Source organism: Baekduia sp. (assembly GCF_035996765.1).
Taxonomy (GTDB): domain Bacteria; phylum Actinomycetota; class Thermoleophilia; order Solirubrobacterales; family Solirubrobacteraceae; genus Baekduia.
On record NZ_DASYJG010000018.1, the window covers coordinates 11,575 to 35,305 of the forward strand.

Genomic DNA, 23,731 nt, shown 5'->3' on the forward strand with positions numbered 1-23,731 from the left:
GGGCTCATGCAGGCCCCCTCGCTCGCACCAGCCGGCGCCGCCGCCGGCTCTGCTGGCCGACGCCCGCCGCTGCGGCGCGTCGACCGGCTGACCTACTCGGGTCTGGCCCTGGCGGTCCTGCTGGCGCTGCTCGCAGCGGCCTCGGGCGTCCACACGCTCCCGATCCTGTTGGTGATCACCGGCTGTCTGACCTTCGCGGCCGCCCACACCTGGCTGCTGTCGTGGCGCACGATGCTCGGGGCGATCGTCCTGACGATCCTCTTCATCCCGATCAAGCGCTACGAGCTGCCGGTCACCCTGCCGATGCAGCTGGAGCCCTACCGGCTCCTGGTCCTCGGGGTCGGCGCGGGCATGCTCGCCTCGCTGCTGATCGACTCGCGGCTGCAGCTGCGCAGGACCGGCCTCGACGGGCCGCTGGCGATGCTCGCGCTGGCGATGGCGCTGTCGGTGCTCTCGCGCTCGGGCTATGTCCTCAGCGAGGGCCTGGGCAAGTACTCGTTTCGCAGCATCAGCTTCTTTGCGACCTACCTGATCGTCTTCTACCTCGTGACGCTGGCGGTCCGGCGGCGCAGCGACGTCGAGCTGCTGCTGCGCCTGCTCGTGATGGGCGCGGCGATCGTGGCGGTGTCCGCGGTGATCGAGGAGTGGGGCCACTACAACTTCTTCGACCACCTGCAGCAGTACTTCCCCATCCTGCGCTTCCAGGGCGTGCCCTACACGACCGATCGCGGCGGGGTGCGCGCCTATGCGTCGGCCCAGCATCCGATCGCGATGGGGGCCGCGTTCGCCCTGGTCTTCCCGCTGGCGATCTACCTCGGCCACAGCACGCGCCAGCGCCGCTGGTGGCTGTGCTGCGGCCTGTTGATCCTCGGCGCGCTGGCCACCAAGTCGCGGACCGCGATCATCATGTTGGTGGTCATCCTGATCGTGCTGTGGATCCTCAAGCCGGTCGAGACGCGGCGGATGATCCCCAAGCTGATCCTGCCGCTGCTGGTCGTCGCGCACGTCGCGATGCCGGGCACGCTCGGCACCTTCAAGAGCGCGTTCTTCCCCAGCGGCGGCGTGCTCAGCGCCGAGACCAACGCCGAAGTCTCCTGGCACAGCAACTACGGCAAGGGCCGCGTCGGCGAATGGGGACCGGCGTTGAAGGAGTGGGAGATCACACCGCTCTTCGGCCAAGGTGCAGGCACACGGGTCTCCGACCTCGAAGACCCCAAGATGAACGCGCCGATCCTCGATGACCAATGGCTGTGGTCGCTGCTGGAGCTCGGGGTCTTCGGCGTGGTGGCGCTGCTGTGGTTCTTCGTGGTGGCGGTCCGCCGCTTCGGGCGGCTGGCCAAACGCGACCAGACCGAGAACAGCTGGCTGCTGACGGCCTTCGCCGCCTCGATCGCCTCCTATGCCATCGGCATGCTGACCTTCGACGCCTTCAACTTCGTGCAGGTCACGATGCTGCTGTTCCTGATCACGGCACTCGGCGTCGCCACGCTGCGACCCGAGGACTCGGAGCCTCCGGCCCGATGAGCGCCGAGACCCTCATCGCTCCGGCCGCCGGACCGGAGCCCGCTCCGACCCCGGACCCGCCGGTCTCATCGCTGGCCCTGCGCGCCCAGGTGCTCTCGGGCGTGATGTGGAAGATCGTCTCCCAGGCCTTCCGCCAGGGCTCGCGGCTGATCGTCGCGCTGATCCTCGCGCGGCTGCTGACGCCCGAGCAGTTCGGCGTCTCGGCCGAGGTGCTGGTCGTCTCCTCGCTGGTCATCGTCTTCGCCGACCTCGCCTTCGGGGCGGCGCTGATCCAGCGCAAGGAGATCTCCGAGCTCGACAAAAGCACGGCCTTCTGGGCCTGCACGCTCTTCGGCGTCTTCTTCACCGCCCTGGGCTTCGTCTGCGCCGGCCCGTTGGCCGACTTCTACAACGAGCCGCAGGTCGAGCCGCTGTTTCGCGTCATGTCCTTCATCTTCTTGACGACGTCGCTGTCGACGGTCCAGGAGTCGCTGCTCAACCGCGAGCTGAGCTTCAAGGTGCTCGAGACGCGGATGATGATCGCGACGGTGGGCGGCGCCGCGGTCGGCATCACCTCCGCGGCACTGGGGGGCGGCTCGTGGGCGATCATCCTGCAGGCGCTGAGCCTGAGCATCTTCTCGACGCTGCTGCTGTGGACGATGTCGCCGTGGCGGCCGAGGTTCCAGTTCTCCTTCGCCTCGCTGAAGAGCATGGCCGGCTTCAGCACCTACATCTTCGGCCACCGGTTGTTGTACTACCTGCATCGCAACAGCGACAACCTGCTGATCGGGCGCTTCGTCGGCGCCGCTTCGCTGGGCGCGTATGCCATCGCCTACAACGTGATCCTGGTGCCGTTCAGCCGGATCGCGGCGCCGATCCAGGACGTCGTCTTCCCCGCGTTCTCGCGCATCCAGAACGACAAGGAGCGGATCGGCGAGGGCTGGATCCGGATCACGCGGATGGTCGCGGCCGTGACGGTCCCGTCGCTGGTCGGGCTGGCGATCGTCGCCGGCGACTTCGTCAACCTCGTGCTCGGCTCCAAGTGGCACGAGGCGACGACGGTCATCCAGGTCCTGGCGTGGGTCGGCATCCTGCAGTCGCTGCAGAGCCTCAACACGGGGATCCTGGAGGCGCTGGGCCACGCCCGCGCGATCTTCCGGTGGACGGTCGTCTTCTTCGTCGCCCACCTCACGGCCTTCGTCGTCGGCCTGCACTGGGGGATCGTCGGCGTCGCGGTCGGCTACAGCATCTCCACCACCCTGATCGAGCCGTCCTACCTGCTGCTGACCTCGCGCGCGGTCGGGATGTCGCCGTGGCGGTTCCTGGAGGCGGTCGCGGGCGTCTTTGAGGCTTCCGCGGGCATGGGGCTCGTCGTGCTCGGCGCCCACTACGGCCTCGTACAGGCCGATGTGCCCGGGCCACTGCGGCTCCTGGCCTGCGTCCTCATCGGCGCCGTCGTCTTCGCCGCCCTGGCCGCTTGGCGCCAGCCGGAGATCCTCGAAGAAGTCAAGGATCTCCGAGCGCGTCGCAAGGGCCGCAGTGATCTGGCCCCCGCATCCCTACCCGTCCCCGCCGAGGCCTAGACGAATGGTTAGTCCCGACCCCCCCGAAGTCCCGGGGCCCGCGCGCGCGAGAGGGCGGATGATGGGTGGTATGTCCCTGATGGATGGACTGTCCCGATCCCGTCCTGCCGGCGAGCATCGCCCGCTGCTGCTCGTGTGCTCCTCCGGCGGCCACCTGCTGCAGCTCGTGGGGCTTACTGAGGCGTTCGCCACGTTCCCGCGGGTCTGGGTGACCTTCGACAAGCCCGATGCCCGCGCGCTGCTGGCCGACGAGCGCGTGCTTTACGCCTTCGGGCCGACCAACCGCAACATCTCCAACCTGCTGCGCAACTCGTACCTGGCCTTCCGGGTGCTGCGCCGTGAGCGCCCGCGCGCGATCGTCTCGACCGGCGCCGGCGTCGCCGTCCCGTTCGCGTGGCTGGGCAAGCTGATGGGCATCCCCGTCGTCTACATTGAGAGCGTCACCCGCATCAGCTCGCTGTCGCTGTCGGGCCGGATGATCAAGCCCGTCGCGTCCGATCTTTTCGTCCAATGGCCCGAGCTCGCCGAGTCTGTGCGCGGGGCCCGCTACGAGGGCAGCAACCTAGCCACCGCCGCATGATCTTCGTCACGACCGGAACCAACGAGCAGGGCTTTGACCGTCTGGTCCGCGCAGCTCGCGACATGCCCGGTGACGAGGATCTGATCGTGCAGCACGGCTCATCGACCGAGGTTCACGGCCGTGGCCTCTGGGAGGCGTTCATGCCGTGGGAGGACATGACTCGCCACATGACGGCGGCCCGGATCGTCGTCGCCCACGCCGGCGTCGGCTCGATCCTGCTCGCGCACCGCTGCGGCAAGCGCCCCGTGGTCCTGCCGCGGCGCGTCGGACTCGGCGAGGCGGTCGACGATCATCAGATCGAGCTCGGCCGGCGCCTGCATGAGCGTGGCGAGGTGACCTTCGTCGAGGACGAGGCCGCGCTGCACCGCGCCGTGCTCTCTGAGGCCGACGGACTGCTGACCCGAGCGGCCGTCGGCCCGGTCAACGGCCCACTGGTAGACGAGCTGCGCGCCACCCTGCAACGTCTGACGGCGACTGCCTGATGCGCCGCCTGCTCTTCCTCGCCTACCACTACCCACCGGTCGGCGGCGGCGGCGTGCAGCGCAACCGGCGCTTTGCCGAGCACCTGCGCAGCTATGGCTATGACCCCGTCGTCATCACCGGCACCGGCACGCGCGACGCGCGCTGGAGCCCGCTGGACGCGACGATCGCCGACCCGGCGCTCGCCGACCTGGAGACCCACCGGGTCCAGGGCCCCGAGCCCGGCGGCGACACCGGGACATCGCGGCTGGTCAACGGCATCATCGACCGCCCCGACCCGCACCTGCGCTGGTGGCTGGACGGCTCGCTGCGCGCCGGCCTGGAGGCCGGCCGCTCCTGCGACGCGATCCTCGCATCGCTGGTCCCGTATGAGACGGCGCAGACGGCGATCACGCTGTCAGAGCGGCTCGGCATCCCGTGGATCGCCGACCTCCAGGACCCGTGGGCGCTGGACGAGATGTGGCTGTATCCGACCGGCCTGCACCACCGCATCGACAAGCGGCGGATGCGCCGGCAGCTGGCGACCGCCGCGGCGATCGTGATGAACACGCCCGAGGCCGCCGCGCGGCTGACGCGCGAGTTCCCAGAGCTGGCCTCGCGCATCGTCGTATCGATCACCAACGGCTTCGACGCCGCCGACTTCGATGGTCCGATGCCGGCGCGCGAGGACGACGGCACCTTCCGGATCGTCCACACCGGCACGATGCACACGACGACCGGCCTGCGCCTGCGCCGCCGCAAGCGCGTACGCCGCTGGCTCGGCGGGGTGACCCCCCACGTCGACTTCCTGCCGCGCTCGCATGTCTACCTGCTCAAGGCCTTGGAGCGGTTGAAGGCGTCGGATCCGGCGCTCGTCAAGGGCGTCGAGGTCCACCTCGCGGGCGTGCTGACCGACGCCGATCGCGAGATCGCAGAAGGCTCGGAGTTCCCGCGCCTGCTCGGCTACCTCTCCCACGAGGAGACGCTGGCGCTCGTGCGCACCGCCGACCTGCTCTTCCTGCCGATGCACGACCTGGCGCTGGGCCACAAGGCCGGCCTCGTCCCGGGCAAGGCCTATGAGTACCTCGCCTCGGGGCGGCCGATCCTGGCCGCGGTCCCCGACGGCGATGTCCGCGACATCCTCGGCGCCGTCGGCACGGCCGACTTCTGCCGGCCGGCGGATGTCAACGAGATGGCCGCGCTCCTGCGCTCGGCGATCGAGCGCGCGCGGTCGGGTGCGGCGTTACCGGAAGCGAACGCCGACGCGGTGGCGCCCTACGAGCGCCGCGAGCTCACGCGGAGGTTGGCGGAGACGATCGACGTGGTGCTGGGCGTTAGCGGCGCACCGTTAGCCGCGTCGACGTCGACGTCCGTGGCCTGAGGCGTCAGCGGCGCCCAGCGCGGGCGTTGATCGCGCCGCGCCACGTGGTCTGTCGGCATCGAGGGGGTGAAGGCGTTCGCCGCACAACCGCCTCCGGTCATCCGCCAGCGCCTGGGAGGGATCCGGGTCGCCAAATGATCACCACGCAGTCATAAGACGACCCGGATCTTCCGAGCCGCGATCCGGGTCGCTTCTCCCCCACATACCGGGGCTAGAGCGACCTCGATCCCCCGGCCCAGGCGCCAACGGACGACGGACCCCGCCCCGAGGTGCCGCTCCGCTCTCACTCCCTCGATGCCGACGAACCACGCCGCGCACCCAAACCACGCCGCGAACTGAGCGCCACAAACGCCAGCGCCCAGACGCATCACCCAAACGGCGAGCGCCCCGCCAGCTTCGCGCAGCGCGCCGGCGACCACGCCGCCGCCAGCGCCGCGCGCAGCCCGGCCCAATGGCCGCGCGCATAGCCCGGCCGACGGGCCCGCAGCAGCAAGTGCGTCAGCTCATCCAACGCCACCGCCAACGCGACCCACCGCGCGGCGACCTCACCATCGCGCAGAATCACATAGCGAATGTGGCTCCGCACATCCGCCACCCGCAGCTGGCTGCGCGGCGCCGAGTGCCCACCCCCGTGCACCACCACCGCATCCGGCTCAAACCGCACCCGCAGCCCGCGGTCCCAGATCCGCCAGCACAGATCGGTGTCCTCGGCATACATGAAGAAGCCCTCGTCCAACCCACCGAGCGCCTCCAGCACATCCCGACGCACGAGCATGCACGCGCCCGAGACCCACTCGGGGTCCCATGCACGCTCATAGGCCGACGCCGCGTGTACGAGATCGTCGCTCCACGCCGCGTTCGGCCAGAACCGATGCAGCAGCAGCGCCTTTGACAGCGCCGAGCGCAGGCGCGGGAAGCGGCGGGCGCTGCGCTGGAGCTCGCCCTCCTCGTCAACGATCCGCGGCGCCACTAGCCCAACGCGCGCATCGCCCTCCAGCACCGCGACGAGCTTGGCCAACTCGGCCGCCTCCAGCGCTGCGTCGGGGTTGAGCAGCAGCACATACGGCGCGCTCCCCCGCGCCGTCCCGAGGTTGCACCCGTAGGCGAAACCACCGTTGCGCTCGGCGTGGACGAGATCCAGCCCCGGCAGCCCCTGCACCGTGTCAAACGCCGGGTCGGCCGAGGCCGTGTCGACCACGATCACGTGCACGCCCGGCGCGCCCGCCAGCGGCGCGACGCAGGTGCGCAGCGTGTCGCGGCTGGCGTGGGCCACGACGACGACGTCAACGGTGCTGCTCATCGGCCGCGCAGCCTACGCCGGTCAGCCGACCGCCAGCGGTGTGCGTGCGCCGGCCGGGCGGCCGGCGGACGGCCAGCGCAGTGCCGCCTCGATCTTGCTCATCGCCACAGTACGGTCGCTGGACGAGCAGGTGCCCTTGACCCAGCGATTGCCGACGTAGGAGACGCCCGACTCGCACGCCACCCCCGGCGCGAGGTTGTTGACGTAACGCACGTCGCTGGCAAGCTGCGGATCGCCCGACGGCTGGAACTCCTGCTCGGCGGTGTTGTGGCGCACCAGCACGTCGTGGCCGATCCCGACCTGCGCGGCGTAGTAGCACGCCGACACCGGGGTGTCGAGACAGCTGCGAAAGACGTTGTCCTCGATCAGCAGATGGCGTGGCGGGTTCTCGTTGGCCCCGCCGCCATAGGAGACCCGCAGCCCGGTGCTGCCGCAGCGCACGAACTGGTTGCCCCGGATCACGAGGTCGGTCCCGCTCTCGATCTGCAGGCAGTCGACGTGCGCCGTCGGGCTCGTCGTGTTGATGTCGTGAAAGAGGACGTTCTCGATCGTCAGCCGCGTCGGCACGATCGCCGGCTCGCTGCCGTAGACGCCTTGGATCTCGGGATGGAGGCCGTCACGCGAGGTCTGCCCGCCGATGCGACCGCCGCGGATCGCGATGTCGCGCCCACCGGTGACGTAGATGTTGCGGTGGTCGATGCCCCAGAGCGCGATCTCCCGCGCCTGGTTGAAGTTGGTGGAGACGGTCGTCAGCGCCCGCGGCCGGTCGGCCACGATCGCCAGGCCGGCAGGGCCGGCGTTCTTGTAGTTGTCGCCGAAGTCGAGGTCATCGACGATCACGTGCGCGCCCGGCGCCGGATGCAGGATCACGCACGCGTCGAGATCGCCGTCGCTCTCGCACCCGGTGCCGCGTTTGGCCGGGTCCGGCGTCAGCGTCTGGGAGCGGTAGTCGCCCCCCGCCAACTGGACCACCTGGCCCGGGCGCGCCCGGTGGTAGGCGGCGTCGAACGTGGCGCACGGGGCGCCGGCGCTGCACGAGCCCGCGTCGTCGCCGCCGGGGGCGACGAAGAGCGTGGCCGGCGGCAGGTTCCGGGGCACCGCCGACAGATCGTCGGCCGGCGTGGTGACGGGCATCGGCGGCATCACGCGCGACGAGTCGCCGGCCAGCCAGCGCGCGCCGGCCAGGCCTCCGACGGCCGCGGCGACGATGGCCAGCAGGCCCACCACCAGGAGGGAGCGAGAGCGAGGCATCGAACGAGACGGCGGTCAGCGAACGCCGCGCGTCTGCTGCCAGGACCCGCGCAGCGAGCCGGCGACGAGCGGGACTTGGAGGCAGGCGTACTGAACGGCACGCAACTGGAGGCGCTCGAGGCGCGTCGTCGCGTGCCCCCGCTCCTGCAGGCGCTCGATGCCCCAGATCGAACGCCACGGGATCCAATAGCGGACACGGGTCCACTCCGGGGAGCGCTCGCGGACTTCCCCACGGCCGTTGACCCGCAGCCACGCCGCACCCAGGCCGAGCCGGTAGGCGACCTTCGCGAGGTCGCGTGCGCGGTCGCGTGTGGGATGGCGAACGATCGCGTCGGACGCGTAGACCATCGTCAGGCCCGCCAGCCGCGCGCGCTCACCGAAGTCGCGGTCGTGCGTCTGCCATGCGGCACCAGCGTCAAAGCCGCCCATCTGCGCCAGCACCTCGCGGCGCGCCCAGAGGTTGGCGGTCGCGCCGAAGCCGTCGTCGACGTAGGAGCGCTGGTCCAGGTACCCGCGCCCGAAGTCCATCAGCGCCGGGACCGTCGGCTGGTCCTCGAGCATCAGCTCGACGTGACCGGCGACCAGGCCCGACGGCGATGCCGCCACCGCGGCCAGGCCGCGCTCGATCCAATCGGGCGCCGGGACCGTGTCGTCATCGGTGAACGCGACGATCTCGCCGCGGGCGTGCTCGATGCCCAGGTTCGTCGCCCCACCCTGGCCGAGCGAGCGGCCGGCGCTGACGACACGCGCGATGCCGCTGGCCTCCACGACCGCGGCGGTGTCGTCGGTCGACCCATCGTCGACGACCAGCACCTCGAAGGCGTCGCGACCGACGGTCTGCGCCGCCAGCGCGGCGAACAGGTCGGGCAGGCGGCGTGCGCCGTTCTTGGTGGGGATGATCACGGAGACGCGCATGGTCACTGTCCTTGTTCCATGGTCACTGATCGGCATCTGCGGCCGCAAGGCGCAGGTTCGGAGCGGTCCGTGCTCCGGTGCGGCGGACGAACGAGAGCGCCCAGAACGCCGCGGCGTTGCAGAGCGTCGCCACGCAGAACGCCAGCGCCACGCGCATCAGCGCGTCGCCGGAGAGCGTGAGCTCGAGGATGACGAAGATCGCGGCCGAGGCCGCCCAGATCGCGGCGGCGCCGACGGCCTCGTCGCGCGCCAGCGCGGCCTGGGAGAGCGTCGCGGCGACGAGGTAGCCGCCCGCGCCCGCGGCCAACAGCGCCAGCTCGGTGCGCCCGGCGTCGAAGCCGTCGCCGTAGAGGATGCCCATCACGGTCGGGCCGACCGCGAAGGCGCCGAGCACCATCAGGCCGGCGAACGCCGCGAGGATCGCGACGGTGCGCGCGACCGCGCGGCGGAAGCCGTGCTCGTCGTCCTGGGCGAGCATCGTCGTGAGGTTGGGCAGCAGCGCGGCGGCCACGCCCTGGAAGAGATAGGCGGGCGCGCGCACGAGCATCGTCGCGGCGAACACGAGGCCCGCCGCCTTGCTGGCGTTCTCGCCCCCGTGGAGCATGACGAGGACCGGACCGCCGCTGAGCAGGATCTGGTCGCCCGCCGCGAGCACCATGGTCGACGCTGCGAAGCCCGCGGCGCTTCCCAGCCGGAACGGGGCGCCGGCCTCCGTGCCCGAGAGGTGGGTGATCGTCGTGCGTCCGCGCAGCACGAGCGGTGCGACCGCACCGGCGATCGCCGCGGCTGCCAGCGCTGCCGCCGCCAGCGAGCTCGACGCCCACACGTACAGCGGCAGCACGAGCGCCAGCCGCACGCCGCCGTCGGCGAGCAGCAGCACGCCGTAGCCGGCGTACCAGCGCCGGCCGCCGACGAGCCCGCGGACGAAGTACGACGCGCCGTAGCCGGCGATGCCGACAACGAGCATCGCGGTGAGCATCGACTGGCCGTCGAAGAGCCGATCGGTGATCGCACCCCACGCCACCGCACAGGCGGCGATCGCCGCCAGCGCCGTGGCGACCGCCAGCGCCGCGACGGGCCGGACGACCGGTCGGGCGTCCTGTCCCACCGCGGTGCGCTCGGCGACCGCACGCGACAGCGTCTGCTCGACGGGACGGAAGAGCACGACCGCGACGAGGAACATCGCCGCCCAGAGGACCGCGATCGGCCCGTAGGCGTCAGGGCCCAGCGTCCGTGCGGCGACCGCGTTGAACGCGTAGGCCAGTAGGCCGGAGCCCACCGTCCCCGCCGACATCAGCAGGGCGCCCGGCGCGCGGCTCGCCGCCGCCTCCTCGACCGCCGCGATGTTCGCGACGGCCTCGGGGGCGGGATCGATCTCGGTGAGGGTTGCGGCGCTCACTGCACCACAGCGTCGACGAAGTAGTTGCTCGACGCGTAGGAGCCGGTCGGGAACGTCCCGGCCGAGTTGCCGTACACCCCGTTGCCGCCCGCGATCGTCTGCAGCGGTCCGCTGGAGAGGATGTTGGCCAGGCCACCGGAGGTCATCGTGAACTTGGTGTTGAAGCCAACCGAGACGACATAGGTCGCGTTCGGCGACAGCGCCACGGGTGAGCTCAGCGCCTGCTGCTGCCAGCCGGAGGCGCTCTCACCGGTGAACGTCACCTGGGCGACGACGCCGCCGTTGGCATCCCACAGCGTTCCGACGTGGGTGCCCGTCTCGCCCGGATCCTTGTAGAACCGGATCGCGTTCAGCGACGCCGCCGAGACGACCTGGATCTTGGTGCCCATCTCGTAGGTCCAGGGACCCGTGCCGCCGCGACCGTCGCGGACGTCGAGGTTGGTCACCGCCGGCGTCAGCGAGGCCATCGTCATGCACGGGCAGGCCGACGTGGTGAACGACCACGTGACCGGCGAGAGCAGCGTCTGGCCGTTGGTTCCGGTGATCGCGGTGCTCAGCGTCGCCGTGTAGGCCGTGGTGCCCGAGAGCGCCGCGGTCGGCGTCAGCGTCGCGGTCTTCGTCGGCGCGTCGTAGGAGACCGTTGCCGGCACCGAGCTCCCGCCGGGACCCGTGAGGGTGAACGACGAGCCCGTGACCGTGGTCGGATCGACCGCGACCGAGAACACCGCCTTGACCGGCTGCGTGGTCCCGACGCCGGTGGCGCCGGAGACCGGCACCGTGCTCGAGACCGTCGGCCGTGCGTTGCTCGTGGTCGAGAAGGACCAGCTGACCGCGGCCGGCAGTGCCGTCTCGTCGTCGGAGCGCAGCCCGGTCGTCAGCGTCGCCGTGTAGGACGCCGACGGATCGAGCAGTGAGCTCGGCGTCAGCGTCGCCGTGCGCGTCGCGCTGCTGTAGGTCACCGTCGCCGGCACCGCGGTGCCGCCGGCGGTCGCCAGCTTGACCGTCGAGGAGCTGACCGTTGCCGCGTCCATCGCGGTCGAGAACGTCGCCGTGACCGTGGTCGCCTGGTCGACGTTCGTCGCCCCGGAGGCCGGCGTGCGCGTCGTGACCTGCGGCGTGCGGTTGGAGCCCGGCGTCTTGACGACGCCGTCGACGAAGTAGTTGCTGTTGTTCCAGCTCGACGTCGGGAACGTCCCAGCCGTGGCGGCGTAGACGCCGTTGGAACCGGCGACGCTGCTCCACGGACCGGCGGTGACCGGGGTGGCGAGGCCGCTCGTCGTCAGCACGTACTTTGTGTTGAGGCCGACCGAGATCGTGTAGGTCTGGCCCGCCGTCAGCGTGATCGCGTTGGTCAGCGCCTGACGCTGCCAACCCGAGGCGCTCTCGTTGTCGTAGGTGACCTGGGCCAGCTGCGTGCCGCTCGCGTTCCAGACGCGACCGATGTGCGTGCCGGTCTCGCCCGGATCCTTGTAGTAGCGAACCGCGACGAGCGAGGTGTTCACCGACGGCGTCACCTTGGTGCCCATCTCATAGGTCCACGGCCCGGTGCCGCCGCGACCGTCGCGGACGTCGTTGTTGGTGGACGTCGGCACCGTCGAGCCCATCAGCGAGCACGGGCAGTCGGCGGTCGTGAAGGTCCACGAGACCGCCGCGGCCATCGGCGTGCCGTCGGCAGCACGGATCGCCGTGGTCAGTTGGCCGGTGTAGACCTTGCCGGCGGCCAGGTTGGCCAGCGGCGTCAGGCGGATCGTCTTGGCGCCCGCGTCGTAGGACACGGTCGCGGCGACCGTCGCGTTGAGGTTGTCACGGAGCAGGACGCTCGAACCGGTGACCGTGCTCGGATCGAGCGCGCGGTCATAGGTCGCCGCCAGGCTCGCGTCGAGCGCCACCCCGGTGGCCGAGGCCGCCGGGTCCAGGGAGGTCACGGTCGGCGCCGTCGGAGCGGTCGCCGCGGTCGTGAACGTCCAGCTGATGGCTGCCGCCGGGTGCGTGCCGTCGGTCGCGGTGACCGCGGTCGACACCGTGACGGTGTAGGTGGTCCCGAGGGCCAGCGCGGCGTTCGGCGTCAGCGTCGCTGCCGTCGTCGTCGCGTCGTAGCCGATCGTCGCCGCGATCTGCGTGCCGCCGCTGTTGGTCAGCTTGAAGCTGGAGCTCGTCAGCGTTGAGGCGTCGACCGCCGTGGAGAAGACGGCGCGCACCTGTGTGCCCGGCGAGATCCCCGTCGCCAGCGGCGCCGGCGTGCGGGTGGTCAGCGTCAGCGCCGTCGCGGTCGTGAAGGTCCAGGAGACGTCAGCGGCAAGCGCCGTGCCGTCGGTGGCCTTCGCGCCCGAGGTGACCGTCGCCACGTACTGCGTGGTCGGGTCCAGCGCCGCGGTCGGATCAAGCGTCACGACCCGGGTGCTCGCGTTGTAGGACACGCTCGCCGGTACCGCGGTGCCGGCGGCCGAGCGCAGGTTGACCGTCGTGCCCGTCAGGGTCGTCGCGTCCATGCTGCGATCGAAGGTCGCCGTGACGTTGCCGTCGATCGAGACGCTCGAGGCGCCCGCGTCAGGCGTGGTGCTCAACACGGTCGGCGGGGTACCGCTGCCCGAGGTGAACGTCCACGTGATGTCGGCGGCCACCGGGGTGGTCCAGCTCGCGACGCCGGTGCTGCCGCCCTTGATCTTGACCGTGTAGGCCGTGAAGGGGTCGAGCTGGCCGGTCGGGTCGAGCGTGATCTTCTGGGTGGCGTCGTCGTAGCTGACGGTTGCGGCCAGCGCCGCGCCGCCCGCGGTGGGCGTCACCGTGACGTTGGTGGTCGTCACCGTCGACGGATCGAGCGACTTGCTCATCGTCGCGGTGATGTTGGCCGACGGCGCAACGCCGGTGGCGCCCGCGGTCGGGGTCGAGGCGCTCAGCGTCGGCGCGCCGGTCGTGTCGGCGACGATGCCGGAGATCGGCGTCGTCGGCGTCGAGCCCATGTCGGACAGGATGTTGGTCGTCGCCTGCTGAACGTCGAGGCGCGGCTCACCGGTCCCGGCGTCGTTGACGTCGAGGCCGCGGCTCCAGTAGTTGGTGCCCGTGGAGACGACCCAAGCGCCGCTGGCGGCCTTGTAGTAGGTGCCCGTCGACTTGCCCGGCGCGCCGGGCGCGTAGGTGTGGCCGTCGGATTGCAGGATCTCACCGGTCGTCGCCGTCGAGAAGAAGGACGTCGTCCCCGCCGGCTCTGAGCCGTTGCTGACGCGGTCGTTCCACTCCCAGCCGACGAGCCCGGTGCCGACGTCGGTCGACGTGCCGGCGGCCTGGTTGGCCAGCGCGGTGTGGCGCCAGACGCGCGTCTTGCCCTGCGCGGCGGTGACCGTCAGGCCCCAGACGTGGCTGTCGTCATCGCCGACGTACGCGTTGCCCACCAGCGCATTCTCGGGCTGGTTGGCACCCGCCGGGTCACGCCACGTGCCGGTCGGAGAGACCGGGTCGGTCGCGCCGCTCTCGGTGGTCTTGTAGCCCACTTCGACGCGGTTGGCGGTGCTGGAGAACGGGCTGGCCTCGTAGCGGATCTTCCAGTAGACCTGGTTGGAGCCGAGGAAGAAGATGCCCGTGCCCGCGGTACGTGCGTTGGTCACCGCGGTGCGCATCTCGGTCGAGAAGTACTCGTCGTGGGCCGGCGAGATGTAGGCCTTGTGGTTGTTGAGCTGGGAGCCCGACGTGTGCATGTCGGTGCTCGTGATGTAGGTGACGTCGTAGCCCTGACGCTCGAGGAAGCCCACGTTGGGCATGTCGGCGAAGGGGAAGAAGTCGTCCTGGCCGTTGTAGCTCTCGGTGTACGGGCGGTCGTAGGACACCTTGACCGCACGCGCCGTGCCCGAGACCGTCGGGTCGCCGGAGCTGTTCCAGGTGTAGAGCGACTTGCCGCCGTAGTTGTTGTAGGCCTGGTAGGTCGACGTGGGAAGGCCGTAGACGACCTGCGAGGTGCTGCCGTCCTTGCGCACGACGAGCAAGATCGAGTTGTCGGCGCCGTTGTCATCGCGCACGAGGCGCAGCCAGTACACGCCGCTGGGCCACGCGGTCGTCGTCGTGATCTTCGACGTGGTGTCCCAGTTGGAGCAGTCGAGCAGGCCGGTGTTGCCGCTGCCGTCCTGGCAGGAGTCCTGTGCGACGCCCTTGAGGCCGGGCAGCGAGGAGACCAGGCGCCCGTGGCTGCCGCCGTACCAACCCATCCGGTAGATGTCGATGTGGTACGGGACGTTGTCACCGCTGGGACCCGTGTTGACCTTGAGGTCGACGCTGCCGCCCTGGTTGATGCTGGTCGCGGTCGCGAAGCCCTCGATGCCGTTGTCGTAGGCGCGGCCGGCGTTTGTCAGCTTCCACCCGGTCGAGCCGGGGTAACAGTTCTCCACCACGACGGCGTTGCCCGTCGAGCAGCTGCGCGCGGTCGGCTTGGCCTGGGCCGATGAGGACTTGACCGACTCACCGCCGCCCATGGTGGTCACGGCGTAGTAGTACGTCGTGTTGTTGGTCGCGGTGTCGGTGTAGCTCGCGCTGGTCGGCGAGCCCACCAACGTGGTGATGGAGCCCGCCGACGTGCCGCGATAGACCCGATAGCCCGTGGCACCGGAGACCGGCTGCCAGGCGATGGTGACAGAGCCATCCTGAGCGAAGGCCGTGACACCCGTAGGTGCCGTCAGCGCGGGGTGCGCCAGCGTTGGTGCAAAGACCACTGCTGCCGCGGCCGCGGCCAAAAGGATCGTCAGGTAGCGCTTCATAAGGTTCGCCTTCTCGGTCAATCGGGTTCGGAGTGCGCTGGTACTGCTAGGCCACGCTGGCCACGTCGAGACCAGCGGTCTCGAGCGCGTCGCGACGAGCGCGGTGCCAGTCAGCGGTGACGGCCAGGCCCTCGGCGAGGCCCACGGTTGCGCGGAAGCCGAGCATGCGCGCGGCCTTGGTCGTGTCGGGGATGCGGACGCGGACGTCCTGGTACTTGCCGCCGATGGCCTCGTAAGGGACCATCGTCGCGCGCAGCGGGCCCGTCATGCCGAGCGCCGCCTGGCACTCGTGGGCGAGCCGGTAGATCGTCGTCGGCTCCTCGCCGCCGATGTTGAGGATCTCGCCCTCGGCCTCATCGCAGTCCAGCGTGCGGACCACGCCGTCGACCGTGTCGGAGACGTAGGTGAACGTGCGGATCTGCCGTCCGTCGCCGTGGATCTCCATCAGCTTGCCGTCGAGCAGGATCTCGAAGAAGGCGGCCTGCGGGCCACCCCACCACGACGGGTTGTTGCGCGGGCCGTAGGAGCCGAAGAAGCGCATGATCTTGACCTTCAGGCCCTGCTCGGCGGCCATCGCAAGGGCGACGTGCTCGTCGTAGAGCTTGGAGGTCGCGTACGCCCAGCGCCGTGTGGTGGGCGGACCCAGCGTCAGGTTGGCGTCCTCAGCGAAGGGCGGCGTCGCGTTGCCGTAGACATCGGAGGTCGAGGCGACCAGGACCGGGATGTCGAGGGCCAGCGCGGCCTCGTAGAGCGACTCGGCGCCGGCGACGTTGGCCTGCAGCGTCTTGAGCGCTCCGCCGTACCTCGGGATCTTCTCGGCCGCGAGGTGCACGAGCGCATCGCAGTCACCGAACGTGCGGCGGACGCGCAGGGCGTCACGGCAGTCCAGCTCCAGGAACGTGAAGTTCGGGTGGTCACGGAACGTGTCCATGTTGCTCGGCGAGCCGTGCGAGAAGTCGTCGATGCCGACGACCGAACGGCCTTCTGCGAGCAGTCGCTCAGCGAGGTGCGATCCGATGAAACCGGCCACACCCGTAATGCCCACCGTGGCGGGGTTGGTCATAGCGTCCTCCTAAGCCAGACGTCGAGAGTACGAGGGTCGCTCGACCCGTCGGCAGCGCCGCGGAGGGTCGAGATGTGCGTGAAGTTCTTGCGCAGCCACGCGCCGATGCGGCGGTCATAGCCGGTGCCGAAGGCACCGCTTTCGTAGCGGGGAAGGGGGTTGCGATCGATGATCGCCAGGCGCAGGTCCTGGTGCTCGAGCTGGCGGATCGCACGGTCCTCGTCGGCCGGCGTCTGCAGCGCGCCGGGCAGCAGCGAGAGCGCCGGCAGCACATCGTCGCGGCGCGACATGATGTACAACGCCGTCATCTGCGGGGCCAGCAGGATCGGCTCCGAACGGGCCGTGTTGCGCTCGATGATGTTGATCGCCTGCTGATAGACCGGGCCGTCGGTCGCGGTGGCGCGGATGCTGCCGCCGGGACCGTGGACGGTGTAGCTCTCCTCGCGCGCATCGGAGACCTGGATGACGACCAGCGCGGCCGCGACCATCGCAACCCAGCCGAGGCCCACGGCGCGGAGCGTCGCGGCGTTGCCGGAGAACCGGCGCGGGAGCACGGAGACGTGCAGCCACACCAGGAACGTCGCGATGAACGGCATCGCGTAGGACGAGCTCTCGGCAAACGTCTTGCTCGGGATCGGCCAGAACTTGGCGTACAAGCTGTAGGAGAAGCCGACGAGCGCGAGCGCGAGCAGCAGCTCGAGCTGCGCCTGCGGCGCCCAACCGCGCGCGTCGCGGCGACCGCGCAGCGCAGCGACGGTCAGGACGGCGGCAGCGATCGCCGCGCCGGCGGGCATCCACGCGAAGGCGGCCTTGAGATAGAAGCGCACCGTGTCGGGCCGTGCGACGAGCACGGCGAGGAACAGGACGACGCCGGTCCCCAGCACCGCGAGCGCGATCGTGCGGCGACGACCACCGAGGTCGATGATGCGCGCGACCACGATCATCGCGCCCACGCCGGCGGCGTAGAGCAGTGTCTTGCCGATCAGCGCGGCGAAGCTGCTGGCCGTGCGCGGCGCCAGATCGGCGTAGACCGTCGAGACGGACTTGTCGAGCAGACCGCGCGGGAAGATGTTGTTGTGGATCAGCGCGTTGAGGCTGAGGCTGCCGCCGGCCAAAAACGCGCCGTAGACCACGACCGGAATCACCAGCGCCACGCCGGCGATGGTCGCGGCCTCGCGCAGCACCGCGCGGCGATCGCTCGCCAGCACGAAGCGCACGACCAGCCAGCCGCCGATCGCCAGCACCGCGGTGCCGACGGCCTCGGGGCGGGTCAGCGTGGCGGCACCGATGGCCGCACCGGTCGCCACCAGCCAGCGCGCCCCGGCGGTCTGCGCGAAGCGCGCCGCGCAGAGGACGGCGGCCACGCAGGCCAAGACGCCGAGCGGCGCGCCCAGCGTGTGCGGCTGGACCCAGGAGATGTTGGCCGAGGAGAACGCCGGCACCGCGCAGCAGACGCCGACGACGGCGGCCGCGGCGGGCTCGACGAACCGGCGCGCCAGCACGTAGCCGAGCGTGATGCCAGCGACGGCCAGCAGGAGCCCGAGGGCCACCGACGGCCACACTGCGATCCCGAACACCTCGTACAGCGCGCCCAGCATGAAGATGCCGAGCGGGCCGTAGTAGTAGTCGTAGTCGACGTAAGGCGCGTGGGCATGGGAAACCTTGCCGGCGGCCACGAGGTCATAGCCCGTGTCCATCGTCAGGTCGCCCCAGCGGTTCCAGGTCAGGACCAGCAGAGCCAGCCCGACGAACGCGACGACGGCGATCGCCACGCGCTCGGAAGTGAGGGCGACCGCGCGCTCGCGCGTCACGGTGGGGGCAGCTGCACGAGGCATGGGCCTGGGTGGCGCCTGCGCGCTCACGCCGCCTGCTCCTCGCGCTGTTCGGAGCCGACACGCTCGAGCAGACCGGCGATGAGCGTCTGGGCGACGCCGAGCACCGCCTGGCCGTTGACCAGCTCGGGGTAGATGTGTGCCGAGGACGCCGTGGCCAGACCAGGCGCCGGGAAGAGGCTCTCAGCGGTCGGCCGCACGGCGCCGACCGTGTGGATCGGCTCGGCGACACGAGCGCGTGCGAGCTGCGAGGCGAGGATGTCTGACGGCTGCAGGGCCGGGAACATCGTGCGCACGTGATCGAGGTACTCGCGCTTGACGTCGGCCGCGGGGCGGTCGAGATCCGGATTGTCAGGCGTGACGTACTTCGGGACGTAGAGCAGCGTGCCGCCGGCGCGCTCGGGATCGATGACGTGCGTCGTCTCGACGACGGTGGTCAGCGGGATCCGGCGGTCGGTGATGTTCAGCGCGTAGTACGGGCTGATCGACTTGCTCAGGCGCGCGACGACGCAGACGACGCCGAGGTAGCGGTTGGGATCGGCGCCGAGCGTGCGCTCGAGCTCCGGGGCCAGCAGGCCCTGCAGCCCGGGGCGCAGCTGCGTCGTGACGACGTAGTCGTGGGGGCGCAGCGTGCCGTCGATGACGACGCCCAGGGCGCGACCGCCGGCGGCCGGCACCGACTGCACATCGGTGTTGAGCGAGACCTCGCCGCCGAGCGCGCGGATCTCGCGCGCCAGCGCGTCGACGAGCACCTGGTAGCCGCCGTCGATGGTCCCCATGACCTCGCGAGCGGCCTTGTCGCGCGTGGCCGACATGCGGCGCGTGCGCGCCCACAGGTAGGTCGCGGGCAGGTCGTCGTACTGGCCGTCGAACTTGGAGTCCAGCAGTGGGCGCCACAGGCGCTCCCAAAGGCGATCGCCGCAGATCTTGCGCAGCCACGTCTCCAGCGACAGCGACTCGAGGTCGGAGTTGTCGCTCTTGAGCTGGCAGCGCGCCGCGAAGGCGCCGAGGCGCACGCGGTCGATCGGGCTCAGGCCCGGGAAGGTCAGCAGCTCGCGCGGCGAGGACATCGACGTGAGCTGGCCCTGCTGGTAGAAGCCGACGCGCGTCGTCCGGAAGCGGAACCGGTCCTCGCCGATGCCGACCTCGGCCGCGAGCGAGCGGACGCGCTCATCGGTCGGCAGCACGACGTGGTAGTAGCGGTCGACCGGGATCCCGCCCAGATCGGCCGTGCCCGCGAGGCCGCCGAGCTGGCCGTCACGCTCGTAGACCGAGACGGCGATGCCGGCCTGGGCCAGGCGGTAGGCGGTCGTGAGGCCGAGCAGGCCGCCGCCGATGATGCCGACGCTGGGGCGCGTCATGCGCTTGCTCGCATCCGGGTCGCCACCTGGCGTGCCATCAGGCGCGTGTAGCCCGCCATCGTCGGCAGGACCTTCAGCTTGGACTCGCCGATGCGTCGCGAGGCGTCGAGGTCCACGGGCACCTCGACGATGCCGGCGTCCATGCGCGACAGCTTGCCGAGGATCTCGGCCTTGCAGGCGAAGCCGCCCTCGCGGATGAAGGCGCTGCCGTGGCGCTCGTAGGCGGTGCGCAGCATCCCTGCGCGGTAGACGCGGAAGAACGAGGAGACGGTGCTGGCGTCGATGCCGGCGGTCACGCGGACCGCCGTCGAGGCGGCGCGCGAGAGCGACTCGCGGAACTTGCCCGCGCCGACCATCTCGCCGCCGGCGGCGTGCACCGAGGCCAGGACGACGTCTGCGCCGCTGCGGGCCTCCGCCAGCATCGCCTCGAGCGCGTCGAGGTCGCTGGTGGTATCGGACTCCAGCGTGACGATCAGGTCGTCGTCGTCACACAGCTCCAGTGCGAAGCGGAAGCCGCGGTCGAACGCGCGCCCGGCGCCCTGGTTGCGGATCTGGCGGACGAGGATCAGCGGCACGGGGCCGTCGTAGGCCTGAGCCACGGCGACGGTGCCATCGCTGGAGCCGTCGTCGACGACGATCACGTGCCCGCCTGACCACAGCATCGGACGCTCTTCAAGATCGTGCAGCAGGCGCGGGAGGTTCTCCTCCTCGTTGAACGCCGGGATCACGAAGACCTGCATCAGTAAGCACCCCGTCGGCCGAGGACCACGGGCAGCGTCTGGAACAGGATCTTGATGTCCCACCAGAGCGACCAGTTGGTCGTGTACACGTAGTCGAGCTTCACCATCTCCTCGAAGGAGAGGTCGTTGCCGCCCAGCACCTGCCAAAGGCCGGTGATCCCGGGCAGCGACTCCAGCCGGCGTCCCGCCCAGCCAGTGATCTTGTCGGCCTCGTGCACCACGAACGGGCGCGGACCCACCAGGCTCATCTCACCGCGCACGACGTTCCACAGCTGCGGAAGCTCGTCGATGCGCCACTTGCGCAGCAACGCGCCGGTGCGCGTGATGCGCGGGTCGGCCTGGATCTTGAAGAGCGGCCCGTCCATCTGGTTGAGGTGGGCCAGCTCGAAGCGCTGGCCCTCCGCACCGTCGACCATCGAGCGGAACTTGATGATCTTGAAGGCCTTGCCCCCGCGGCCGTTGCGGACCTGGCGGAAGAAGACGGGGCCGCGGCTGTCGAGCTTGATCGCGATCGCCGCGACGAGCAGCACCGGGCTGACGGCCAGCAGGCCGAGCAGCGATGCAGTCAGGTCGAAGGAGCGCTTGAGGATCCGCGCGCTGCGCGACAGGCGCATCGGCGGCAGGCTGACCACCGGGATGCCCTGGAGGTCCTCGATCGTCGCGTTGGACGCGAAGAGCTCGAAGTAGGTCGGGACGATCGAGAGGTGGACGTCCGGGCGGCGGACGCGCCGGACCATCTCGAGCGTCTCCTCGTAGTGGTGCGCGCTGTCGGCGCCCGCGAGGACGACCCAGTCGATCTCGTGCTCGTCGATGACGCGCGTGAGGTCAGCGGCCGAGCCGAGGACGTCGGCGCCGTTGCCGGCTGCCGAATCATCGAGGAAGCCGACGACCTCCAGGTTGTAATCGGGATGCGCGGCGATCTTGGACTCGATCAGGCGGCCGGTCGCTCCGGCGCCGACGATCAGCGTGCGGCGTGCCCGGACGAAGCCGTACAAGAAGCGGTTGCGCAGCGTCCAGCGCGCGGCGGGCACGAGCGCCAGCGCGAAGGTCAAAAACAGCACGGCCTCCGACGGCGAGTAGACCTTGATCGAGGCGACCTTCTGCAGGGCCTGGCCCGCGAGCAGCATGATCAGCGAGCCGGCCAGCAGCGCGTTGAGCATCGTCGCGGTCTCGTCGAACGTCGAAGCGACGATCGTCGAGCTTTGGCGCTCGTAGAGGCCGTAGATCGTAAAGAGCGCGACCCAGCCGACCAGCGCGGCGAGGGCGAGCAGCGCCGTCGCCCACTGCGGCGAGACGATGGCGGGCCCGGCGATCTGATTGGCGAACGTGAAGGTCGCTACCCCCGCGACGAACAGCGCGAAGGCATCGGTGAGCGCCAGCAGCGCTGTCCGCCCGTTCTCCAACGGGGGCAGCTGCCGCTCGGGACGCGCCGAGCGCGCCCGCTTGGGCGCGAGAGCGACCGTCGCGCCGTCAGGACGCGAGCTGCTCATGCGGCACCACCAGATCGTGGAGGTGCGCGTAGCGGCTGGCCTCGGTGCGGTTGGCGACCCCGAGCTTGCGGTAGGTGTTTGACAGATGGAACTTGACCGTCTGCTCGGTCACCCAAAGCTCACGGGCGATGCGCCCGTTGGTGTAGCCCTGCGAGGCGAGGCGGAGGATCTCCAGCTCACGAGTCGTCAGCGGGCAGTCCTCGGCGATCACGGCCGACCGCGTGCGCCGCGGACGGTGCACGATGTTCTCCTGGACGACCTCGCGCAGCAGCGTGCCGAGCGCGACCGGGTGCACGGCCTTGGAGAGGACGGCGGTGGCGCCGGCCTCGAAGACCTCGTCGAGCGACTCCTCGTCCATCTGGCCCGACAGCAGCAGCGCCTTGGCGTTCGGCGCGTGCTCGGTGACCTCGCGGAGGCGGTCGAGCGCGTGCTGGCGGACGTGCATGTCGTCGACGAGGACGATGTCGGGCTGCGCCTCCAGCAGATGCGGCTGGGCGCTCTGGCGGCCGTCGATGAAGCCGACGACCTTGAAGCCGGCGGTCTGGCGCAGGGCCAGGCGGATGGCGTGGACGACCAGCGAATGGTCAGCGATGATCAGCAGACGCTTCATGATGTGACCTCAGGCCGCCTGGACGGACTTCAGGGACACGCGCTGAGGCGGACGGGCCTGCACGCGCTGGCGGCGGGTGACCCCGCGGAGGTCGACGACCTCGTGCTGGTCGGCGATCCCGATGTGATCGATGCCCGGGTGGGCGGTGACGATCACGAGCAGGTCGGCGAACTCGGCGACCTGCTCGAGCGTGGTGCTCTGGAGGTCGAACTGCGTCAGCTCGGGCACGTACTCGTCGTGGTAGGCGATCTCCGCCCCCAGCTCGCCGAGGCGCTTGATGATCTTCAGCGCCGGGCTCTCGCGGATGTCGCCGACGCCGCCCTTGTAGGAGACGCCGAGGATGCCGATGCGGGTGCCCTTCACGGGCATGCCCATGTCGTTGAGCTTGAGCTCAACCTTCTCGACCGCGAGATAGGGCGCGTGCTGGTTGACCTTGCCGGCGAGCTCGATGAACTCGGTGGCGAAGTCGTGCTCGCGCGCCTTCCAGGCGAGGTAGAAGGGGTCGACGGGGAGGCAGTGGCCGCCCATGCCAGGGCCCGGCTCAAAGCGCATGAAGCCATAGGGCTTGGTCGAGGCCGCGTCGATGACCTCCCAGATGTCGATGCCCATCCGGTCTGCGAGCTCGGCCATCTCGTTGATCAACGCGATGTTGACCGAGCGGAAGATGTTCTCCAGCAGCTTGGCCATCTCGGCGCTCTCCAGTTCGGAGGTGCGCACCAGCTGGTCGCAGACGAGCGCGTAGAGCGCCTCGGCCGCGTTGCCGCAGGTCTCGGTGAGGCCGGCGACGATCTTGGGCGTCGTCTTCAGCGTCCAGTCCGTACGGCCCGGATCGACGCGCTCGGGCGAGAAGGCCAGGTGGAAGTCCACCCCGGCGCGCAGGCCGGACTCCTCGAGGATCGGCAGCGCCCGCTCGCGGGTCGTGCCCGGGTAGGTCGTGGACTCCAGGACCACGAGCTGCCCCGCCTGCAAGACGGTGGCGATCGACTGGCACGCGTCGACCAGCGGCGTGAGGTCCGGCTCGCGGTTCGGCGTCAGCGGCGTCGGGACGCACACGATGATCGCGTCGACCTTGGCCAGCGCGGCGATCCGCGTCGTCGGCTCGAAGCGGTCAGCGACCGCTCGCAGCTGCTCGGACGGCACGTCCTCGATGTATGACTCGCCGCAGCGCAGTTGCGCCACGCGACGTGCGTTTACCTCGATGCCGACGACGTGCTCACCTGCCTCGGCAAAACTGACGGCCAGTGGGAGCCCCACGTAACCGAGTCCAACAATCCCAACGCTCATTCGTTTCCACCCCACGTTGCTCTCGGGCCACGCTCGCCGCCGTCCTGCTTCCTGCGATCTGGCGACGCTCGCCCTACGACCAGGATCTTGCGGCTCGAGGGGGTTCGATGGCAGGGGATATCTGGGGTAACCCGACGGTGATGTTCCCCCAAACGTGCGGGGCAGGACCGCCACCCCCGTGGGTGAGATCACTCCCCCACGCCCACTAGCCGATGCGCTAGGGAGCCCATTGCTGGCA

Annotated in this window: 17 protein-coding genes; 5 read left to right on the forward strand and 12 right to left on the reverse strand. The window is 70.3% G+C overall.

Annotated features, from left to right (window positions below; translation table 11 throughout):
- Positions 1-6 precede the first annotated feature (6 nt).
- The 5 genes from VGO10_RS03380 (at position 7) to VGO10_RS03400 (ending at position 5,506) form a co-directional block, all read left to right on the forward strand.
- Entirely contained in the window at positions 7-1,524 is a 1,518-nt protein-coding gene (locus VGO10_RS03380) for an O-antigen ligase family protein (protein WP_327465151.1), read from the forward strand.
- Positions 1,521-3,086, forward strand: coding sequence for an MOP flippase family protein (locus VGO10_RS03385; protein WP_327465153.1), 1,566 nt, complete (start codon positions 1,521-1,523; stop codon positions 3,084-3,086). Before VGO10_RS03380 ends, VGO10_RS03385 begins: the two co-directional genes overlap by 4 nt.
- 79 nt (positions 3,087-3,165) lie before the next feature.
- A complete protein-coding gene (gene pssD / locus VGO10_RS03390) occupies positions 3,166-3,666 on the forward strand; it encodes a PssD/Cps14F family polysaccharide biosynthesis glycosyltransferase (RefSeq protein WP_327465155.1) in 501 nt (166 codons plus the stop codon).
- Complete coding sequence (locus tag VGO10_RS03395) at positions 3,663-4,148, forward strand: glycosyltransferase (RefSeq protein ID WP_327465157.1); 486 nt, start codon at positions 3,663-3,665, stop codon at positions 4,146-4,148. Before pssD ends, VGO10_RS03395 begins: the two co-directional genes overlap by 4 nt.
- Entirely contained in the window at positions 4,148-5,506 is a 1,359-nt protein-coding gene (locus VGO10_RS03400) for a glycosyltransferase (RefSeq protein ID WP_327465158.1), read from the forward strand. Before VGO10_RS03395 ends, VGO10_RS03400 begins: the two co-directional genes overlap by 1 nt.
- A gap of 367 nt (positions 5,507-5,873) precedes the next feature.
- On the opposite strand, the gene VGO10_RS03405 is transcribed toward VGO10_RS03400, so the two are convergent.
- Genes VGO10_RS03405 through VGO10_RS03460 form a run of 12 tightly spaced genes read right to left on the reverse strand, consistent with a single transcriptional unit; the run spans position 5,874 to position 23,493 of the window.
- Positions 5,874-6,806, reverse strand: coding sequence for a glycosyltransferase family 2 protein (locus tag VGO10_RS03405; RefSeq protein ID WP_327465160.1), 933 nt, complete (start codon positions 6,804-6,806; stop codon positions 5,874-5,876).
- A gap of 21 nt (positions 6,807-6,827) precedes the next feature.
- Complete coding sequence (locus VGO10_RS03410; RefSeq protein ID WP_327465162.1) at positions 6,828-8,057, reverse strand: hypothetical protein; 1,230 nt, start codon at positions 8,055-8,057, stop codon at positions 6,828-6,830.
- A 15-nt stretch (positions 8,058-8,072) separates the two neighbouring features.
- Entirely contained in the window at positions 8,073-8,972 is a 900-nt protein-coding gene (locus tag VGO10_RS03415) for a glycosyltransferase family 2 protein (protein ID WP_327465164.1), read from the reverse strand.
- Between the two features lie 22 nt (positions 8,973-8,994).
- On the reverse strand, positions 8,995-10,371 hold the full coding sequence (locus tag VGO10_RS03420) for a hypothetical protein (protein WP_327465166.1): 1,377 nt from the start codon (positions 10,369-10,371) through the stop codon (positions 8,995-8,997).
- Positions 10,368-15,113: an Ig-like domain-containing protein gene (locus VGO10_RS03425; RefSeq protein ID WP_327465168.1), complete on the reverse strand. Its 4,746-nt coding sequence runs from the start codon at positions 15,111-15,113 to the stop codon at positions 10,368-10,370. The genes VGO10_RS03420 and VGO10_RS03425 overlap by 4 nt, the downstream gene beginning before the upstream one ends.
- Before the next feature lie 46 nt (positions 15,114-15,159).
- Positions 15,160-16,176 (reverse strand): NAD-dependent epimerase/dehydratase family protein, encoded by a 1,017-nt coding sequence (locus VGO10_RS03430; protein ID WP_327465170.1) that lies wholly within the window; start codon positions 16,174-16,176, stop codon positions 15,160-15,162.
- On the reverse strand, positions 16,173-17,987 hold the full coding sequence (locus VGO10_RS03435; protein WP_327465172.1) for a glycosyltransferase family 39 protein: 1,815 nt from the start codon (positions 17,985-17,987) through the stop codon (positions 16,173-16,175). The genes VGO10_RS03430 and VGO10_RS03435 overlap by 4 nt, the downstream gene beginning before the upstream one ends.
- A 47-nt stretch (positions 17,988-18,034) precedes the next feature.
- Complete coding sequence (locus VGO10_RS03440; RefSeq protein WP_327465174.1) at positions 18,035-19,369, reverse strand: FAD-dependent oxidoreductase; 1,335 nt, start codon at positions 19,367-19,369, stop codon at positions 18,035-18,037.
- Complete coding sequence (locus VGO10_RS03445) at positions 19,366-20,109, reverse strand: glycosyltransferase (protein ID WP_327465176.1); 744 nt, start codon at positions 20,107-20,109, stop codon at positions 19,366-19,368. Before VGO10_RS03445 ends, VGO10_RS03440 begins: the two co-directional genes overlap by 4 nt.
- Complete coding sequence (locus VGO10_RS03450; protein WP_327465178.1) at positions 20,109-21,599, reverse strand: sugar transferase; 1,491 nt, start codon at positions 21,597-21,599, stop codon at positions 20,109-20,111. The genes VGO10_RS03445 and VGO10_RS03450 overlap by 1 nt, the downstream gene beginning before the upstream one ends.
- Complete coding sequence (locus tag VGO10_RS03455) at positions 21,580-22,209, reverse strand: response regulator transcription factor (RefSeq protein WP_327465179.1); 630 nt, start codon at positions 22,207-22,209, stop codon at positions 21,580-21,582. Before VGO10_RS03455 ends, VGO10_RS03450 begins: the two co-directional genes overlap by 20 nt.
- 9 nt (positions 22,210-22,218) lie before the next feature.
- Positions 22,219-23,493: a nucleotide sugar dehydrogenase gene (locus VGO10_RS03460; protein ID WP_327465181.1), complete on the reverse strand. Its 1,275-nt coding sequence runs from the start codon at positions 23,491-23,493 to the stop codon at positions 22,219-22,221.
- Positions 23,494-23,731 lie beyond the last annotated feature (238 nt).

Coding starts and splice junctions, on each gene's coding strand:
- VGO10_RS03380 (WP_327465151.1), top strand. CDS start 7: ATGCAGGCCCCCTCGCTCGCACCAGCCGGCGCCGCCGCCGGCTCTGCT.
- VGO10_RS03385 (WP_327465153.1), top strand. CDS start 1,521: ATGAGCGCCGAGACCCTCATCGCTCCGGCCGCCGGACCGGAGCCCGCT.
- pssD (WP_327465155.1), top strand. CDS start 3,166: ATGGATGGACTGTCCCGATCCCGTCCTGCCGGCGAGCATCGCCCGCTG.
- VGO10_RS03395 (WP_327465157.1), top strand. CDS start 3,663: ATGATCTTCGTCACGACCGGAACCAACGAGCAGGGCTTTGACCGTCTG.
- VGO10_RS03400 (WP_327465158.1), top strand. CDS start 4,148: ATGCGCCGCCTGCTCTTCCTCGCCTACCACTACCCACCGGTCGGCGGC.
- VGO10_RS03405 (WP_327465160.1), bottom strand. CDS start 6,806: ATGAGCAGCACCGTTGACGTCGTCGTCGTGGCCCACGCCAGCCGCGAC.
- VGO10_RS03410 (WP_327465162.1), bottom strand. CDS start 8,057: ATGCCTCGCTCTCGCTCCCTCCTGGTGGTGGGCCTGCTGGCCATCGTC.
- VGO10_RS03415 (WP_327465164.1), bottom strand. CDS start 8,972: ATGCGCGTCTCCGTGATCATCCCCACCAAGAACGGCGCACGCCGCCTG.
- VGO10_RS03425 (WP_327465168.1), bottom strand. CDS start 15,113: ATGAAGCGCTACCTGACGATCCTTTTGGCCGCGGCCGCGGCAGCAGTG.
- VGO10_RS03430 (WP_327465170.1), bottom strand. CDS start 16,176: ATGACCAACCCCGCCACGGTGGGCATTACGGGTGTGGCCGGTTTCATC.
- VGO10_RS03440 (WP_327465174.1), bottom strand. CDS start 19,369: ATGACGCGCCCCAGCGTCGGCATCATCGGCGGCGGCCTGCTCGGCCTC.
- VGO10_RS03445 (WP_327465176.1), bottom strand. CDS start 20,109: ATGCAGGTCTTCGTGATCCCGGCGTTCAACGAGGAGGAGAACCTCCCG.
- VGO10_RS03450 (WP_327465178.1), bottom strand. CDS start 21,599: ATGAGCAGCTCGCGTCCTGACGGCGCGACGGTCGCTCTCGCGCCCAAG.
- VGO10_RS03455 (WP_327465179.1), bottom strand. CDS start 22,209: ATGAAGCGTCTGCTGATCATCGCTGACCATTCGCTGGTCGTCCACGCC.
- VGO10_RS03460 (WP_327465181.1), bottom strand. CDS start 23,493: ATGAGCGTTGGGATTGTTGGACTCGGTTACGTGGGGCTCCCACTGGCC.